Below are 17,832 nucleotides of genomic sequence, written 5' to 3'. Positions count from 1 at the left end.
TGCCCATAAAATAGGCGATTAGTTAGCAACATCTAAGTAAGAAACGGTAGCGATTTCCGAAAGTATCTGCAACCAAGTGGGAACTGCGATCGCAGATTGCGAGTCTCCAGCCGCAATATATATAAGCAACTGTTCTTTTTTGGAGAGATTTTGCAAAGTGGGAATAATTAGATCCAAAATGCCCTCTAATTCCGCATTCACTTGCTGATTGACTTCGCTGACATACTGGACGAGATGCAAACTGGCGCTGGCGATGATTTCATCTCGCAGTCGCAAAACCAAAAGCTGATGATTCGTGGATCTAGATGTGCTTTGGTTTCTTTCTGGGGCCCAATCAAAGATTTGCCCAATATGATGTTTTTCGTCTTGACGCGCTAAGGGAAACATCATTTCAGGTGCGATCGCTTTGTCTCTACCACTAATTTCGGAGATAATTGCTTCTTGCCATTGGTTGGGGTCGCATCCTAACAGCAATTGATAAAATAAATCGGCTTCTTCTCCACCGAACTTTACTTCAATCTCTTGTTCTATTTCGGGGCGGAGGATAGTCTTGAGATAGTCGCGTTCTGGGGCTATGAGATCGGATAATTTGCTCAACGAGTCTACCACTGCTTGCCGAATGCGATCGCGGGCAAATTCTTCTAGTTCTTTGACAGTTTTGGCAAAAGCTGGATAAAAATCGTCGCTTTTAGTAGGAATCGCACTATTAACTCTATTACCCCGATCGAATAGCTTACCAGCTGCCCCTTTTGATTCGGCCAAGGCGATCGCGCCATTATGAGCTTTATTAAATAATAAAGTCCATTGGTTCCAATTGAGTATTCTATACGTGAGTTCGTCTTTAACCACATCGCTGACGACTTCTTTGCGTCGGTCTTTGAGTGGTTCTTTACCTAAATCTTTTTGAAAGTTTCTGTAAGTTTTATCTAAAGTCTCAATGGTTGCCCGCAACTCGATCGAGGCTGGACTATCGCCTGTGGGGATGCCTTGCTCGTGAATTTGAGCAATGATATTTTCTAAATTTTTTTGTTGTTGGCGTAAACGCTCGGCTGCTCTTTTAGTATCTTCATACAGTTGCTTAAGTCCGTGAGTAGCAACATGGTTTTGCATCAATTCTCGTAGCTTGGCAATACCCCCATCTTGAGCAAAGTAACCTAGTTGTCTGCCTAAATGGCTGCGTGCATCTGATTCTAGTAGGCGTTCGCTTAAACGCTGCCACTTTTGTTGCAACCGCTTTGACCTCTCTAGGTAGTTAGGATAGTCTAAGTTAGCCAAAAACTCTGGCGAACCTGCTTTGACAGTACTCGAACGTTTGGCTAATTCTGCCAGTCCCAACAGTGGCGACAGCAAAACGATGCGGTCTTTTTGGGTGGTAAAGGCGCTTGCGCCATCGATTGTTGTTTGCAGAACTTTCAGTTTTTGGAAAACGGTATCTTCATACAAAGGACTGTTGGCTGCGGTATCGTCGATTAATTGGTCGAGTACTCTTTCACCGCCTTCACTTTCTAAGGGTAGTTGGTCAAAGCGACCGACACCTACGAGAATTAAATCTTTGAGGTTTTGTCCCGGTCGCTGCTGTTGCATCATGGTGAAGATTTTATTGGCGCGATCGCTTCCGGGAGATTTGCCATTCAACAGTACTAAAATTGTCTGTACTTCTGCCAATTCCCGCAGTGACAAAAATGTATCTCTAGCACCGGAATTAGCAGCACCCAAGCCTGGAAAGTCTAAAAGAACAAATTCAGAAGCACCCGTAACATCCCAAATTTCCCGCGATATTTTTACCTCGATATCGACACGGCGGATCAATGGGAAACTGTTCTGTATAAGCTTTGCTGCTAGCTTTTGGGGTGGACTCGGCAATCGGACATGCGCTGGAGGTAGATCATCAAAACCAAGACTTTGGATTGCCATCGGCTGTTCGGCTAGCTGTAGTCCCTCGCGGGCGGTGGTAGCATCAATTTGGTAGCGTCCGCCACAAAGAGCTTCCCCATAGGAATGATAAGCCCGAACAAACACTACCAACTCTCGCAGCAAATAACGTAGTTCTAAATTGTTACTGCTGTGCCATAAATCTTCGCACCAGTTAATAATATCTTTACCAGTTTCTAACTTCGAGACAGGCAAGGTTACAAGTCCTGCGGCTGTAGCCCGTTGCATTGCTTGCCCCAACATGAAGTGCAGACACTCATTCACTCCTTCATGAGCTAGATACTCCACAGTAAAATTGCCTAATTGAGTTGTGGCAAATCCTGCTTGTGGTACGAGATGAATTGCTGTAATGTTGCCTGTAGTGGGGTTTTCACTGACTGGTAAAGCATCAGCATATCCAATCAAACTGCCCAAAAGTAAAGTTTTTCCACTACTAAATTCTCCCATCACGCCAATTTTAACTGGCGATGTTGCAAGTTCTACAGTTTTCTCAGCAGCTTCTCGGAGGCGTAGAAGACACTCATCAAGGCTAGCTGGAACCCAATCTTCTTGTTGAGAAAGAGAATGAGGTACTGAATCTATTTTTTGCAGAATAAATTCGCCGTACTCTTTAAAACATTCCAGTTTTCCTGGTTCCATAAAGTCTTTTTCCGTCCAAGCTAAATTTATGTGAGTTTTATAACACAAAAAATGAGATTAGCAGCCCTGCTAACAATGCGTTGATATTATGCTTTTTAGTTTTATCAGATCGTTATCTATTTTGAGGAGATTGATTTTGATTAAATTGCATTTTTGGCGAACGAGTCCCCAGTTATGCTGCACGAAATTAAAAACTTAATATCTAAAATTTGCTATTTGTAAGCTTGGCGAACATTTTACTATAGTGTTTTGGTTTCGCCGTCTTAAGTATTAGTGTTAAGTAAACTTGAAAACATATCTCTTTGATTTTTATACTAATTTTATCTATTGTATAAGGATATTACTGATTATTTTCTTGACAATTAGCATACAGCAATCTTCTGTAGTAAGAAATAAAAAATAGCGAATATGAGTAATCAATAATATTATTTAATCGTCGCCAAACTGCTGAAATTTATCTAATTGCAAACAACTTTGTGACTAAAATGACAATTGCATAATTTATTATGGCTTTTTTACAAAAGTCAGAAGTAATAAATTTTACCGCTAAACACTGTCGAAGAGCTTGGTTGTCTTTAACGTAAATTCATGTATTTTTATGTTATTTTTATGAAAATTTAAAAATTAAAAAATAGAAACATCCAACAAGTTAACTTTTTCTTTACTAAAATCGTATTAAACTCCAGTTATAACAAAAAGCTACTTTGAAAAATTCTTTTATAGTTTTACATCCTCATACTTTTCTTCCCTAATTGCAGCAGATTTCTCCAAACTGTGAAAAATCGGCATGATTGTTCTGTTAAGTTAGTTATGAAAATTGCTTAATAAAGTATTTATGAATTATCAGTAAATCTCTATAAAATCTAGCGATCGCTTTAATTAATATGTTGTAAATTAAAAACTTATATAACAAAATTTTTCATCATTAATAAATTTAAAAAGCAGGTAGATAAAAGTGTTTACTGAAAAGCTGCAAGATGCCATAGCAGAGACTTTGGTTTTAAAAGAAGAAATACCACCAAATACCAAATTCAACTATCAAGCACGTAAAGGACATCACAAATCGGGAATCATCAAGCCACGCACTGCGAAATTAACAAATACACTTAAACAACTGCAAGCCGAAATTGCAGAACACCAAAAAACTAAACAACAGTTAAGTCACAAAACATCAGAACTCGAAGCAGTTTTACAGATATTGCCTCATTTATATTTTCGCATTGAAGCTGATGGAATTATCTTAGATTACAAGCCAGGAGAAATTCAAAATTTACACAATTTACAAACAGTCATTCCAGGGAAGCAAATCCTAGAATTATTACCGCCTACTTTAGGATTTCAATTTCAACAAGCAATAACTCAAGTATTGCAAACTCAAGCGATAGTCAGTTTTCAATATACTTTATCCTTGCCAGCAGGAAATGGTAATTTTGAAGCCAGACTATCACCATTACAAGAGCAGGAAATTATAGTTATTGTCCGGGAAATTAGCCACTCAGAAGCTAAATTTAGAGCGATCGCCCAACGGGAAGCATTGCTAAATCGCCTGTCCAGCCAAATTCGAGCTTCTTTAGAACTCAATTGCATTTTAGAAACCGCAGTTCAGGAAATCTGTAACTTATTCCAAATAGATCGCTGCGCCTTCTTTTGGTATCGTCAAAACACTAACTCACCTTACTGGGAGTGTATATACGAAGCGAAAAGTCCCATCTTGCCTTGTCTTTTGACAGATCGAGTAATTTCTACAGAAATTGAACTGATAGCAGCTAAAACCTTGAACAAAGAAATCATCCGCATAGATGATATTAATACTGTGGACGATCCCATAGCACAGCAGGTTTTGAGTGATTTTGGCTTTACCGCTTTTATGTCGCTGCCGATACACACTCAATCTGGAGAAATTGGTGTATTTAGCTGTGGTTACTGTCATGGCTTTCGACCTTGGTTGGACGATGAAGTAGAATTACTACAAGCAGTGACCGATCAAATTGCGATCGCCATTGACCAAGCCAAACTTTACGCCCAGACTCGCATCACTGCCCAAACTGCCCAAGACAAAGCACAGCAGCTAGAAGCGGCTTTACTCGAACTTCAACAAACCCAAGCGCAACTGATTCAAACTGAGAAAATGTCCAGTTTGGGACAGTTAGTAGCAGGTATTGCTCACGAAATCAACAATCCCGTTAATTTCATCTACGGTAATATCAGCCACGCCAGCCAATATGTACGGGATTTGCTGCACTTAGTAGAACTTTATCAACAGCATTACTGCCCGCCAATACCAGAGATTCACCAACAAATCTATGCAATTGATTTAGATTTTCTGCGCCAAGATTTGCCTAAAATCCTAGATTCTATGAATATAGGAGCTAAACGCATTCGGCAGATTGTTTTATCTCTACGCAACTTTTCTCGTCTTGATGAAGACGGCATGAAACGAGTGGATATTCACGAAGGTCTCGATAGCACCTTGCTACTGTTGCAAAGTCGCCTGAAAGCTAAATCAGGACAGCCAGAAATTCAAGTAATTCAAGAGTACGGTCAACTGCCACGGGTAATGTGTCATGCTGGCCAGATGAATCAAGTGTTTATGAATTTATTGACAAATGCGATCGATGCTTTAGAAGAGTCAGTTGTCAGTAGTCAGTGGTCAGTAGCAAGTAGAAAAACAACTGACAACGGACAACTGACAACTGACAATCCCCAAATTCGCATTCGTACTGAACTCACTGCCGACCAACAGGTAACTATCCGCATAGCTGATAATGGACCAGGAATGACTGAAAAAGTACGTAACAGTTTATTCGACCCCTTTTTCACCACGAAACCTGTGGGTAGAGGTACTGGTATGGGTTTATCGATTAGTTATCAAATAGTTGTCAAAAAACACAGCGGTCAATTACAGTGTTTTTCAGCCCCAGGAGCAGGAGCAGAATTTGTGATTACAATTCCCCTACAGCAACCCTTAGAGGATGTTTGAAAAGTCCCTAATGATGTATCAAATAGTTTTAGATCCCCCTAAATCCACGCCACTTGCTTCAAGTCGGGGAACCCGCCCAACGCAGTGGCTCCCCTTAAAAAGGGGGACTTTGATTCTACTTTCCCCCTTTTTAAGGGGGGCTAGGGGGGATCAATAAGTGCCTAAAATCACAGCCAAACACTTTTAAAACAACCTCTTAGAAGAATAGGGACATAATTTAATTAAAAATTAAAAATTAAAAATACAAAAATTAAATTATTCATTTTTAATTGGAGTGAAGTGACTAATAACTGATATGCCGAAGGTTCAGGTGAATGGGGTTGATTTGTTCTACGACATCAAAGGAACGGGTGAGCCTCTAATATTAATTGCTGGTTTCTTGTGCGATCTTTCCTATTGGTCGCTAATAATGCCATCACTCGTTCCTCGATATCAAGTCATTCGCTTCGATAATCGAGGAATGGGGCGAAGTTCTGCTCCCGATAGTCCTTATAGTATGCAGCAGATGGCAAATGATGTTGCAGCATTGCTCGATCGCATCGGCATTGATAAGGTACATGTAGTCGGTCATTCAATGGGCGGTCAAATTGCTCAAGAATTAGCACTAGCACACCCGCAAAAAGTCAACAGTATGATACTTGTATCATCTTTGGCAAAAGGAGATGAGCGATTCAATAGCCTCATCGAAACTTGGGGCGACCTCCCCGTTCGTGTAGACCTGAAGCTTTATGAAAAAATTATATTGCCCTGGATATTTACGGATGAGTTTTACTCGATTCCTGGAATGATAGAAGGTCTGATCGAATTTGCGATTAACTACCCATTTGCTCCAAAAGCTTATACTCTCTATCACCACAGCCGAGCTATCCTTGCTAGTGACACAACAGAACGCCTCAAACAAATTAATTGTCCTACTCTTGTTTTGGTTGGCAAACAAGACATTCTCACTCCTGTTAAGTTTTCCCAACAACTTACTCAAGGCATTGCTAAGGCTGAACTTGTAGTGCTTGATGGCGGTCATGGCTTCTTGATTGAGTCGCCGGATGCTGTGGCTTCAGTGATGCTCAAATTCTTAACAAAGTGGACACCAAAAGATCCCACGACATAAAAGAACTGCCATCACCCGAAGGGTCGATGAATAAATGGGTTTAAAACCCCTACCAAATCTATAATTTACGTGTAATGTGAATTGAGTGATGAAATCCTTGTAATTTCGTCGATGGTTCCAAAACCAAGATTTTTAATAAGTCTTGAAACCCTTATGAAACAGCAGGCTTTTTTAATTCACATTAGGCGTAATTTGTAATCTTCAATTACTGGGGTTTGAATCTCCCATTGATTGCATTCTGATACCATTTCACTTTATAAATGATGCAAATAGGGATGTAAGGGCGAACGTAACAGTGCCCCTACAAGTTCTTGCATGTGTATCAAGATTTTGGTGAATTGGTATGACTCTTGAATTCTGACTTCTGATACCGATTCTCTATGAAGTTGCACTTAATAACGAGGTGATGATATAATCCCATCCACAAATAGAAGCGATCGCTTCTGCTCTGGTTGGAACCCTTGAACCTGTTTTAACTTCCGTCTTAATTCATCTTTAGACCCTCGCTTGTTCGCCATCAAATTTTCTTAGCACCTTGGTATCAAGAAATGGAAAAGTATTTAGTCACCAAAGAAGAGATAGAGTCTTATGAAGGACTAGAAAAAACACATTTTCTTAACTCCAATGCTCGCAGACTGAATAAGTCTTTAGGAGATTTGACAGGTTTAAAAAATATCGGTTTCCACATCATTGAAGTAGAGCCTGGACGCGAATCAACGGAGCTTCATATGCACTATCACGAAGAAGAGTGCGTATACATTCTTGAGGGAGAAGCTGAGGCAACAATTGGAGAAAGCGTTTATCCAGTTAAAGCAGGAGATTTTATTGGATATCGCGCTGGTGGGAAACCGCACAAGCTGAAAAACACGGGCAATTCTATATTTAAATGTATAGTAGTTGGTCAAAGGCTAGACTATGACATCGGTGACTATCCCTCTTTGGGCAAGCGTATATATAGGAGTAAAGGTTTAAAGTGGAATCTCGTCGATATGGAAAATATAACTGAACCAGTAGCAGGTAAGAAAGTATAACAGCGGTGAAGCAGTGTGTTGGGCGGGTTCCCCGACTTGAAGCAACTGCTGAACCCGAAGGGCTTCCCGCAGGGTAGAACGCAAAGCACACAAAGAAATAAGAATTTAAAAAGATTTGGCGCATCTTCCCAAAGAGATGGTATAAATCTTGTTAACTTCAAGCAATGCATTTATACTTCCTTGCTTATACCGTTGCAACCAACGATACACTGTTAGAATTTAGTGCATTTTCATGGAGAGTTTGGTCTAAATTCTTCTTCAACGATTTAAAATGCTCGTCTAAAAAAATTAAACCTATGGCGACAAATCATCGCATTAATGTCTTTTTTAAATATTGATATTTCCTATATTTTCTACCTTTTGAATGATGAGAGTAATAGGCAATTGCACGAAAATTCTGGCTGTAACTTGAAAAAAATTATTGAGAAAAATATGTCTAGCATCAAAATTATTGACTTGCAGCCCGATCGCCAAGTTGAAAAACTAAAACTATCTGAGGCAGATTTGAAGGCAGTAAGTGGAGGAATTCAATTTCAGCGTCTCAGCAGTAACCTCGTAGATATGACATTTGGAGGTTTTAAATTGAAAATTTAAATAGTTTCACGCTCGATTTTACTCTACCCAAAAGCGAGAATTTGCGCCATTGTCAAAAAACTGCGTGATTTTGAAGTTGCTGCAACTTTTCAAATATCCTCTAACCACCACTAATTTAACGGTAAAATCGATTGAGACCGTTACTAGTGAAGGATTAGGAACAATGGAAGCGTTATTACCACAAACTTGCGCCCCCTGTAGTGGTGATTCGCCCCCAGCAACTGAGGCAGAAATTGCTGAACTTCAGCTTCAGATACCCGATTGGAAGATAATTGAGGAAAATGGAGAGTTACACTTACAACGCGTTTACAAGTTTCCCGATTTTCAGACAGCATTGACTTTCACTCAACGAGTCGGTGAAGAAGCTGAAAAGCAAGGGCATCATCCCGCTTTACTGACTGAATGGGGCAAGGTTACAGTTAGTTGGTGGACGCACGCCATTAAAGGACTGCATCGCAACGATTTCATTATGGCAGCTAAAACTGATGCGATCGCAACTCAGTTAGCTAAATAGCAGTAGCTGTAGAAAACACAACTAAATTATTTAATCTCCAAAGTCCTACTAATTATTAGGGGACTTTTGCTCTTTTTATTTATATGTAGTTTTTTGACTATTAATAAATAATAAGATTTTTTCAAACAATCAATGAGCAATCGGTAAAAACTAGATGAAGAGGTTTGCTACACTTAAATGGGCTTACTAGTTTAATAAGTAGTAGGTATTGCTGCCTTTCTAAGTGCTGAGTTGAAAGTGCTGAGTGCTGAGTTTAAGACAGCGCCGACGGCGCTACTAACTCTGATTCTCTTAACTACTCAGCACTCAGCACTATCAAAGGAGAATTTGGCTTGATGTTGCTTTGCCTACGAATTGAAAACTTTGCCCTGATCGACCAACTAGAGTTGGAATTTGGCGCTGGGCTGAATGTATTAACAGGTGAAACCGGGGCGGGGAAATCAATTATCCTAGATGCCATTGATGCTGTGTTGGGCGGTAAAGTCTCAAGTCGAGTAATTCGCACGGGAACAAGCAGGGCACTAGTGGAAGGTACTTTTACATATAGCCCCGCCTTGGCTGCTTGGTTGAGCGAACAAGAAATTGATTTAATAGATGATAACTCCATAGTCATTAGCCGCGAAATTACAGCTACTGCTAGTAATATCCGCAGTCGATCGCGGGTGAATGGAGTGTTGGTAAATCGGCAGATTATGGGAGAACTGCGCGATCGCTTGGTAGAAATCACCGCCCAAGGTCAAACTGTACAGGTGGGACAGTCTGCCCAAGTCCGCGAATGGTTAGATTTGTATGGTGGTGATTCCCCAATACAGCAGCGTCAGAAGGTTGCTACTGGCTTTATTGCTTACCAAAACGCCCATCTCACACTAGAAAAACGCCGCACATCAGAACGCGAACGCCTGCAACAACTCGACTTGCTTACCTATCAAGTCCAAGAGTTGGGAACAGCCAACCTCGAAGAACCCCAGGAATTGGAACAATTAGCACAAGAACGCGAACGCCTCAACCATGTCGTTGATTTGCAACAGATGAGTTACAAAGTCTATCAAGCTTTGTATCAAAATGACAATGAAACTCCAGCCGCCGCCGACTTATTAGGAGACAGCGAAGCGACATTAAATGACATGGTGGAATACGATGACCAGCTGCGATCGCTGCTAGATTTGGTGAGGGACGCGCAAGCCGCAGTGGTAGAAGTGGGACGGCAGATCAACGCCTATGGCGACAGTTTGGAAGCCGATCCCCAACGTTTAGAAGAAGTAGAAGAACGCATTCAAGAATTAAAGCAAATTTGCCGCAAGTACGGGCCGACACTTACAGAAGCGATCGCCTATTATCAACGCATCCAAACAGAATTAGCGACCCTTAACGACAGCGAACAATCAATCGAAAATCTCGAACAGCAAGAAAAAGCATGTTTTGAAAAGCTGACTCAAGCTTGTCAAAAGTTAACTCAATTGCGCCGTCAAACCGCTGCGAATTTAGAATCCCGATTGATAGCCGAACTCAAACCTTTAGCGATGGAAAAGGTGCAGTTTCAAGTCGAGATAGCGCCGACATTCCCAACCGCCGTAGGTGCAGACAAAATTACTTTTATGTTTAGTCCCAACCCCGGAGAACCACTGCAACCTTTGACAGAAATTGCCTCTGGCGGCGAAATGAGTCGTTTTCTGCTGGCTTTGAAAGCTTGTTTTTCTCGTTCGGATGCCGCTGAGACATTGGTTTTCGATGAAATTGATGTTGGAGTTTCTGGAAGAGTAGCCCAAGCGATCGCGGAAAAATTACACCAATTAAGTCAAACTAATCAAGTATTGTGTGTTACTCACCAGCCTTTAGTAGCTGCGATGGCTGACCGCCATTTCCGCGTCGATAAGCAAATTATTACTCAAGGCAAGGGTAAAAAAGCCAACAACGGTAGCAGCGAACAGCGTACCGTTGTGCGAGTTACTAATTTAGAGGATTTAACTACTCGCCGAGAAGAACTAGCGCAGTTAGCTGGGGGTAAATCTGCAAGTGATGCGATCGCTTTTGCTGAATCTTTGTTATTGCAAGCTGCGAATCATCGTCGCGGAAATCGCTAACCATATAGTAGCATCACTTAGTCAAAAAATTGCTATGTTGAGGTAATTATAGTTAAATATTTTTACGGTCACAATTACGGTGAATGCTACGTGCTATACTTAGGGTTGTTTTAACTACTGACAAATGCTAAATGGCAGATAAGCAAATCAGTGAGGAACTAAAAGAACAAATCAGCAAACTCGAACGCCCTAATATTGCGGTTATTGGTGGTACAGGAGTAGGAAAAAGCTCACTGATTAATGCAGTTTTTGGTAAGGAGTTAGCCAAAACAGGTGCTGGTTTACCAGTTACTCAAGAGTTTTGTCGCTATCCAGGAGATGAATACTCTGAAAATGTGCCTATTTTTATATATGATTCAGCCGGATATGAAGCAGAAAAAGAGAAAGAATTCGTCGAAGGAGTATTAAATTTTTTATCTAACAAGAAAAAGGAGGGTGTTGATAAACAGATTCATCTTGTTTGGTATGTTATCAATGCCTCATCAGGTAGGGTGCAAGAATTCGAGAAAAAAATTGTTGATAATATTAACCAGAAAGGCATACCAGCAATTATTATTCTCTCTCAGTGCGATCGCGCAAAAGAAGAAGAAATTGATGGAATTAAAGCAGCACTAGAAAAATTTAATCTTAGTAAAGTCTATGATGTGCTGAAAGTAGCAGCTTCTCCATTAGAAGTTAAAGGTAAACGGATTTGCGATCCTTTTGGCTTGGAAGAGCTAGTTAACAAAACCGTTGAACTGTTACCGGACATGTACACTGATGCATTGATTGCAGCTCAGATTGTTGACCTGCGAGCGAAAAGACCAGTAGTTTGGAAATATATATCTATAGCTGCTGGTACTTGTTTTGCTGCACAAGCATCCCCAGTACCTGTTGGAACACCAGCTCTAATTGCTGCTCAAACAGGGCTATGTATGTCCATTGCATCCGTATACGGTTATCGCGAGGTTGGCGAGTTTTTAGTTACTATTGGCTCCATAACAGCATTCAATGCATTTTTAACCGCAGCTATAGGAGATTTAATTGGTGTCTTGTTGCCAGGAGCTGGTCTAGCTACCGCAGGAGGATCGGCATCCTATGTTGTCGTATTTGGACTTACCTGTAATGCTGTTTTTGAAAAGTTAGCACATAATAACCTCCAAGGTAGCAATAAAGAGGAAATTAAACAATATCTAAGGGATAGCTTCAGGAAAGAATTTGAAAAGTATAGTCTCTTGCGTATTAGTTCTCCTGAAGCATTAGAAATTATGAAAAAAACCTTTCTCGATTCTTGATAAACAAGTATTATAAAGTTAGGAGTTTAACCACAGTAAGTAAAAAAAAACTTGGAATTTATCTAAAAAATTCCTGATAGCTTATGTTTAGTTCGTTAATATTATGTTTGCCCATCACCAACAGTGCCAAAACATCCATTTAGTAGTGCTTAAAGCATTAGTGTAAATTTCTAGACAGAAATTACAGTTCAGAAGATATATCTTGGAGTAAGAATTCTGATTTTGCCCCTACGAAAGGTAAAAAAGAGGGCTACATAATATAAGGTTCTCATTCCCCCACCAAGTAGGCAGCTTATGGAAGAATTATCTGTTACGGAAGCAGTAGCGAACGTAATCAAAAAAATTAAGGCTCCTAATATCCTTGTCATTGGCGCAACTGGGACAGGAAAGAGTAGTCTAATTAATGCTGTATTCGGTGAAGACTTAGCTCAGGTAGGTACAGGTTTACCCGTAACCCAAGGTTTTCATTTTTATAGTAATGGTCTTGTCAATATCTATGATTCTGCGGGCTATGAATTAGGTGAAGGCAGTGCTTTTGTTAACACTATTTTTGAGTTTTTGTATTCTAAGCAAAAAGTAGAACCTGAAAAGCAGATTCATATAGTTTGGTATGTTATTAGCGCTCCCTCAGCTAGAATTGAACAATTTGATATTGATATTATCAGCCTACTTCATAAGTATGGCATACCACTTCTCATCGTTCTTTCACAGGTAGATCGAGCAAGCGAACAAGAAGTTGATAGTCTGAAAACTGTACTATCACATTTTGACATCACACAATCAGATGATGTTATTGAAATAGCTGCCTCGCCGTTAATAATTAGAGGCAAACCTATCTGCGAACCCTTTGGTTTGGAAGAAGTGGTTGCTAGAACCCTTGAGCATTTGCCTGAAATCTATGCAGATGCTGTGAGAATAGCACAGGTTGTTGATTTAAAATCCAAAAGAGAACTAGCTTGGAAGTTAATTGCAGCAGCAGCAGTAACAACTTTTGGTAGTGCTTTTATTCCAATACCGGGTGTATCAACGGGAACAAATTTAGCAATACAAGCATCTCTTCCTGTTTCTATTGCATCTGTGTATGGATTTAGGGATGCAAGAAAATTCCTACAACTGACTTACGAAGGAGTACCAACAAAAACTTTGGTTGGTTTTGCTGGAGCAACATTAGGCTTGGATGTTTTCAGGAGTGTAATTCCTATTTTAGGTAATGCGATTGCAGGAGGAACAGCAGCAACTGGAATTGCGATTGTGGGTCTAGCCTATGCATCAACATTTGAAGCAATGGCTAAAGCTCATATAGATCCAAAAAATTCAGAAGAAACTGATAAGTTTTTAATTGATAATTTCCAGAAAGAATTAAAAAAATATTCTGATATAGTCATCAGAACAACTAAAGATTTAACTAAGGTGAAAGACAGATTTCTAGATCAATAAGCTAGAGGTCTACACTATACATAAAATGTACAGTTTAGAAATATTTCACAGTTCTTTATAGATACAAAACCAAAGTTGTTTTTTGTTTTGGTTAAGATTAACTCTCGTATACAGGAATTTATAGAACAAAAACTATATACAAGACATAATCTCTGTTCTGGACTTCACTCAGTGAAAACTCTTATCAGCCTGCAACAAAGGTGATTGCTACTATTTATAATGGCTAATCATCGTCAAAAAATTCAAAATTAAATCTAGACACTTGCTTCCAGTAATGACTGACCGAGATAACCTCCTTCAGCCTTGACACCAGGTAAGGCAAAGAAAAACCCACCACCTATGGGGCGAATGTACTCTTCCAGAGGTTCTCCTTGTAAGCGATTTTGCACTGTCACAAACCCCTTCTCTAGGTCAGCCTGAAAACAGACAAACAATAAACCCATATCTAAATGTCCAGCTTTATCAAACCCGCGTGAATAGTTAAAACCACGCCGTAGAATCAAACTCGACTCTGATGTGCGAGGATTAGCAAGACGGATATGAGCATTTAGAGGAATTTGTTTACCTTGAGGGTCTTGGGCATAATTGGGAATATCTTTCTCGTGCTTCATTCCCAAGGGTGCGCCAGAGTCCTTGTTCCTACCAATAATAGTCTCTTGCTCCTGTAATGGCGTGCGATCCCAGCGTTCCACTAAGTTGCGGATTACCCTCACCACTTGATAACTTCCCCCTACTGTCCAAGCGGGTTCGCCATTGTTTGGCTGTACCCAGACAATTCGATTCATTAATTTGTCATTGCCAGCATCTAAATTTGCCGTCCCATCTTTGAAACCCAAGAGGTTACGCACCGTAGATTTGCCTTGTTTTTTATGGGTATTCGGCGGCAGAAACCCCGCTATTTGCCAACGCAAAGTTATCAAGTCGGGCAAGTTTTTGACGATGTCGCGTAAAGCATGGAGATTTGATTCCTCAGTATTCGCACAGAATTGCAAGAGTATATCTCCATGACATAAATCTGGGTCAAGCTCGTCATTAGGAAAATTGGGCATCGTCTCTAACCGCTTGGGTTTCAAGTTGCCGAGTCCAAAGCGGTTATCAAACAGTGAGTTACCTACAGCTAAGGTGATTGTCAAGTTATTGGGAGCGATGTTCGGCCCCATAATCCCGGAATCACTAGGGGGAAATTTGGGGTCGCGCGGCTTGGGTGTTCCCCCTGCCATGAGAAACTGGATGCGCTCAGTTAAAGTTTTGAACAACCGCACTAAATCTGCTTTATTAGTAGCAGTCGTATCAAATGCAACCATCAACCCAGCAGCCGGAGTCGGGGTAAGAATACCTGCTTGGTGAAGCCCAAAAAACGGCACGACCTCTTCAGATGGGTCAAGAGATGTTCCCAGAAGAGTGCGATAGCCCAAAGTCGTCAAGGCTGCTACTCCACCTGCTGCGGCCATGCCGATTAACAAGTCACGACGGCCCAGCTTGGGAGTAATGCGTAAACTTGCTTGCTTTGTGATAGACATAATTTACTCCTCTAGGAATTCTCCGATTAGTTAACGCCCAGAGTGCCGCGCAACTGAGACAAATCTTCAGAAAGAGCAGCGATCGCAGTTTTCATGTCTTTTTTATCTGCTTCACTCACCTTGTCATAGGTAGCAAAACCACCATCTGGGGTTTTATATTTAGCAAGTTTTTGGTCAACTTTGGTGAAATTGCTATCAACACGCTTCAGCAAATCTGGGTTAGCTTTTTGGATAACGGGGCGCAACAACTCTACAATCTTTTGCGAACCATCCACGTTAGCGCTGAAATCCCACAAATCTGTATGGCTGTAGCGGTCTTCTTCTCCTGAAATTTTGGTAGCAGCTACTTCTTCAATCAAGTCAGCAGCACCGCCAACCATGTTTTTTGGTTCAATGGTCAAGGTGGCAATGCGCTTTTGCAGTTCCAGTCCATCTTTTTGAAGCTTTTCGGCAAAAGGTTTCATGCCTTTTGTAGTTTTGTCTTGGAATAAAGCTTTCTCTATGCGATGGTATCCAGTAAATTGAGAATCGGCCTCTTTTTTGGCAAAGTCATCAGCACGGGAATCCATCGTTTTATCGAGGTCGGAGAAAAGTTCAGCTATCGGTTCTGCACGTTCCCAGTGGACATGAGTAGAAGGATAGAGTTTCTGAGCTTTAGCAAGGTCGCCAGCAATCACGGCATCTGTAAAAGTCTTGTTGTCTGCCACTAGTTGGTCGGTTTCTTTGGTGACATAGACTTTATATTCTGCGATCGCACCTACTAACTTACCTTGGTCTGGGGTTGTCTGAGCTTGAGAATCTCCTTGTCCAGCTTTCACTGTCAGCTTACCTTTGGGATTGCTGCGTAAACCGCAAGCCATATCATATTCGCCTGCTTCTAGGTTAGTTTTCAACTTTTGAACGAAGCCAGGTGCAATATTCTCCCGTTCTTCTATGACTTTGACACCAGATAAAATTTCCCACTCTAGAGGTTGGCTACTTTTATTAGTAACCACAAAAGTGTTTTGACCAGATGTCACCGTCAACTGACTAGGTTCGCAACCTTTATCTGTCACAGTCAAAGCAGTTTCAGCAGAATTACCGCTAGAAGTATCGCTTGCGGGTTTAACTTGCGATGAATTATTTTCAGAATTACTTGAATTGGCATCTGGTGATTTATTGGATTCACATGCAGCTACTGTTAATAAAATTAGACTGGTAGTTGCCGACAAATAAATCCATTTTGTCAAGTGTTTGAAAACATTTTTCATTGTTTAGTATTGCTCTAGAAATTATTTAAGTAGTTAGGAATGCCTTGCTGTAGTCTTCTGTCCAGCGTTACCGCCTAAGAACAGCAACATGGTAGGAATTAAATAGCCAAAATAGACGATCGCCTCACTTACTGTCGGGGCATCGTTATAGCCAAAAAATCCTGCCAAAAGCGAACCGATAAACCCGTTATTGGGAAGCACTCGACTAGCATCAAATACCACTGTTTGCAGCGCATTCCACACTCCCGCTTCGTGAAAGGCTCTGATCCCACTGGCTAAGAGTCCGGCGGCAACTAGGATAATAAAGGCTCCCGTCCATTTAAAAAATCGCCTCAAATTGATACGGATACCACCCTGATAGATGCCTACACCAACCGCTACTGCGGCTGCATATCCAAACAATGCCCCCACAGGAGCTTGAATTCCTAAATTTTGCTGAAAGGTGGCCAGCAGAAACACTACTGTTTCCAAACCTTCCCGCAGCACTGCAAAGAATGCCATCCCCACTAGTGCTATGCCCCATTTATCCCCCGATTGAATAGCGGCTTCAATTTGGGACTGTAATTCCCCTTTAATCGAACGAGCAGCACGGCGCATCCAGAAAACCATCCAGGTAAGAACCCCAACCGCCACGAAGGAAATTACACCTGCAAATAATTCCTGTTCTTGTTGCGGAAAATCTTGACTAGATATTTGCAAAAAAATAGCAACTGCTAGACAGACTAAAGTTGCTAGGACAATTCCGAGCCAGACTGACTTCATTAAGTGGGTACGTCCTGTCTGCTTGAGATAACTGGCGATGATACCCACGACAAGCGCAGCCTCAACACCCTCTCGGAACATAATCAAGAAGGGAAAAAGCATTGGCAAGCTTATTAATTTAAATTACTATTAAATACTCATGAGAATAATATCTCACTTGAGAATATTTGTATATAAATTCGAGTTAAAAAGTCTGAGGGCTTAGTGTACGAAGTTCATAGAGACTGGCTTATATAGCTATAGCAAAGTGCGCTCGTGCTGAGTCACCGAAGTTGCAAGGGAGGGAAACCACGCCACTTGCAAAGGCTGCCAGGGAACCCGAAGGGCGCAGTGGCTCTTCCTCGGAACTTATCGCTGAGTAAAAACCCAGTTGCTATAAGGCTTTGAGCAATCGCAACTGTCCTAAAGGGTGTGACTACGGCTGTAGTTCTAGAAAAAGATCGACCTTATTTAATATTGTGGCGAGATAATTTCGATGGCGACGTGGCAATTAAGTTGTACGATGGGGAGAAACTCGTCCAAAATATCTCTGATAGTACCGCTAGCGATGGGATTTTTGAATGGACACCCTATATACCTCTGAAAAAGGGCTATTCTGTGCGTATCTCGCAAAAAGACAGGAAAATTTTTGGACAGTTGTAATTGCAATAAGGTAAGAGACAGAAGGTAAGAAGCAGGGGTGCAGAGGTGTAGGGGGCGGAGGGGCAGGG

14 protein-coding genes are annotated in these 17,832 nt (G+C 41.1%); 9 read left to right on the top strand and 5 right to left on the bottom strand.

Annotated elements, in window-relative coordinates; genetic code table 11:
* Nucleotides 1-18: 18 nt before the first annotated feature.
* Nucleotides 19-2,571: a P-loop NTPase family protein gene (locus I8752_RS38270; protein ID WP_214436043.1), complete on the bottom strand. Its 2,553-nt coding sequence runs from the start codon at nucleotides 2,569-2,571 to the stop codon at nucleotides 19-21.
* Nucleotides 2,572-3,526: 955 nt separating this feature from the next.
* On the opposite strand from I8752_RS38270, the gene I8752_RS31140 reads away from it, so the two are divergent.
* Both I8752_RS31140 and I8752_RS31135 read left to right on the top strand, forming a co-directional pair.
* Entirely contained in the window at nucleotides 3,527-5,551 is a 2,025-nt protein-coding gene (locus tag I8752_RS31140; protein ID WP_318780916.1) for an ATP-binding protein, read from the top strand.
* 295 nt (nucleotides 5,552-5,846) lie between these two features.
* Nucleotides 5,847-6,659, top strand: coding sequence for an alpha/beta fold hydrolase (locus I8752_RS31135; RefSeq protein ID WP_214436042.1), 813 nt, complete (start codon nucleotides 5,847-5,849; stop codon nucleotides 6,657-6,659).
* 392 nt (nucleotides 6,660-7,051) lie between these two features.
* Here the strand turns inward: I8752_RS31135 and I8752_RS38265 are convergent, their stop codons facing one another.
* A complete protein-coding gene (locus I8752_RS38265; protein WP_263986685.1) occupies nucleotides 7,052-7,177 on the bottom strand; it encodes a hypothetical protein in 126 nt (41 codons plus the stop codon).
* A 30-nt stretch (nucleotides 7,178-7,207) separates the two neighbouring features.
* On the opposite strand from I8752_RS38265, the gene I8752_RS31130 reads away from it, so the two are divergent.
* From I8752_RS31130 to I8752_RS31105, 6 genes are all read left to right on the top strand, one after another.
* Entirely contained in the window at nucleotides 7,208-7,690 is a 483-nt protein-coding gene (locus I8752_RS31130) for a cupin domain-containing protein (RefSeq protein WP_214436041.1), read from the top strand.
* A 432-nt stretch (nucleotides 7,691-8,122) separates the two neighbouring features.
* A complete protein-coding gene (locus I8752_RS31125; RefSeq protein ID WP_214436040.1) occupies nucleotides 8,123-8,284 on the top strand; it encodes a hypothetical protein in 162 nt (53 codons plus the stop codon).
* Between the two features lie 163 nt (nucleotides 8,285-8,447).
* Nucleotides 8,448-8,798, top strand: coding sequence for a 4a-hydroxytetrahydrobiopterin dehydratase (locus I8752_RS31120; protein ID WP_214436039.1), 351 nt, complete (start codon nucleotides 8,448-8,450; stop codon nucleotides 8,796-8,798).
* Between the two features lie 335 nt (nucleotides 8,799-9,133).
* On the top strand, nucleotides 9,134-10,879 hold the full coding sequence (gene recN / locus I8752_RS31115; protein ID WP_214436070.1) for a DNA repair protein RecN: 1,746 nt from the start codon (nucleotides 9,134-9,136) through the stop codon (nucleotides 10,877-10,879).
* Between the two features lie 131 nt (nucleotides 10,880-11,010).
* Nucleotides 11,011-12,153: a GTPase family protein gene (locus I8752_RS31110; protein ID WP_214436038.1), complete on the top strand. Its 1,143-nt coding sequence runs from the start codon at nucleotides 11,011-11,013 to the stop codon at nucleotides 12,151-12,153.
* A gap of 294 nt (nucleotides 12,154-12,447) precedes the next feature.
* Entirely contained in the window at nucleotides 12,448-13,590 is a 1,143-nt protein-coding gene (locus I8752_RS31105) for a GTPase (RefSeq protein ID WP_214436037.1), read from the top strand.
* Between the two features lie 254 nt (nucleotides 13,591-13,844).
* Here I8752_RS31105 and efeB read toward each other — a convergent pair whose 3' ends face one another.
* The 3 genes from efeB to efeU are packed head-to-tail and all read right to left on the bottom strand — an operon-like array spanning nucleotide 13,845 to nucleotide 17,224.
* Complete coding sequence (gene efeB / locus I8752_RS31100; protein ID WP_214436036.1) at nucleotides 13,845-15,110, bottom strand: iron uptake transporter deferrochelatase/peroxidase subunit; 1,266 nt, start codon at nucleotides 15,108-15,110, stop codon at nucleotides 13,845-13,847.
* A gap of 26 nt (nucleotides 15,111-15,136) precedes the next feature.
* A complete protein-coding gene (gene efeO / locus I8752_RS31095) occupies nucleotides 15,137-16,360 on the bottom strand; it encodes an iron uptake system protein EfeO (protein WP_214436035.1) in 1,224 nt (407 codons plus the stop codon).
* Between the two features lie 33 nt (nucleotides 16,361-16,393).
* A complete protein-coding gene (gene efeU, locus I8752_RS31090) occupies nucleotides 16,394-17,224 on the bottom strand; it encodes an iron uptake transporter permease EfeU (RefSeq protein ID WP_214436034.1) in 831 nt (276 codons plus the stop codon).
* A gap of 309 nt (nucleotides 17,225-17,533) precedes the next feature.
* Here efeU and I8752_RS31085 point away from each other — a divergent pair, with 309 nt between their 5' ends.
* Complete coding sequence (locus tag I8752_RS31085; RefSeq protein WP_214436033.1) at nucleotides 17,534-17,764, top strand: hypothetical protein; 231 nt, start codon at nucleotides 17,534-17,536, stop codon at nucleotides 17,762-17,764.
* The last annotated feature ends 68 nt before the right edge of the window (nucleotides 17,765-17,832 follow it).

This window comes from Dendronalium phyllosphericum CENA369, assembly GCF_016056275.1.
Taxonomy (GTDB): domain Bacteria; phylum Cyanobacteriota; class Cyanobacteriia; order Cyanobacteriales; family Nostocaceae; genus Dendronalium; species Dendronalium phyllosphericum.
The sequence above is the reverse complement of the archived record's forward strand: the minus strand, read 5'-3'. Positions and strand labels throughout refer to the sequence as shown.

Bases quoted from the DNA above. Each gene is read 5' to 3' on its own strand.
- I8752_RS31110 (WP_214436038.1), top strand. From the start codon at position 11,011: ATGGCAGATAAGCAAATCAGTGAGGAACTAAAAGAACAAATCAGCAAA.
- efeB (WP_214436036.1), bottom strand. From the start codon at position 15,110: ATGTCTATCACAAAGCAAGCAAGTTTACGCATTACTCCCAAGCTGGGC.
- efeO (WP_214436035.1), bottom strand. From the start codon at position 16,360: ATGAAAAATGTTTTCAAACACTTGACAAAATGGATTTATTTGTCGGCA.
- efeU (WP_214436034.1), bottom strand. From the start codon at position 17,224: ATGCTTTTTCCCTTCTTGATTATGTTCCGAGAGGGTGTTGAGGCTGCG.
- recN (WP_214436070.1), top strand. From the start codon at position 9,134: ATGTTGCTTTGCCTACGAATTGAAAACTTTGCCCTGATCGACCAACTA.
- I8752_RS31125 (WP_214436040.1), top strand. From the start codon at position 8,123: ATGTCTAGCATCAAAATTATTGACTTGCAGCCCGATCGCCAAGTTGAA.
- I8752_RS38270 (WP_214436043.1), bottom strand. From the start codon at position 2,571: ATGGAACCAGGAAAACTGGAATGTTTTAAAGAGTACGGCGAATTTATT.
- I8752_RS31135 (WP_214436042.1), top strand. From the start codon at position 5,847: ATGCCGAAGGTTCAGGTGAATGGGGTTGATTTGTTCTACGACATCAAA.
- I8752_RS31105 (WP_214436037.1), top strand. From the start codon at position 12,448: ATGGAAGAATTATCTGTTACGGAAGCAGTAGCGAACGTAATCAAAAAA.
- I8752_RS31130 (WP_214436041.1), top strand. From the start codon at position 7,208: ATGGAAAAGTATTTAGTCACCAAAGAAGAGATAGAGTCTTATGAAGGA.
- I8752_RS31120 (WP_214436039.1), top strand. From the start codon at position 8,448: ATGGAAGCGTTATTACCACAAACTTGCGCCCCCTGTAGTGGTGATTCG.
- I8752_RS38265 (WP_263986685.1), bottom strand. From the start codon at position 7,177: ATGGCGAACAAGCGAGGGTCTAAAGATGAATTAAGACGGAAGTTAAAA.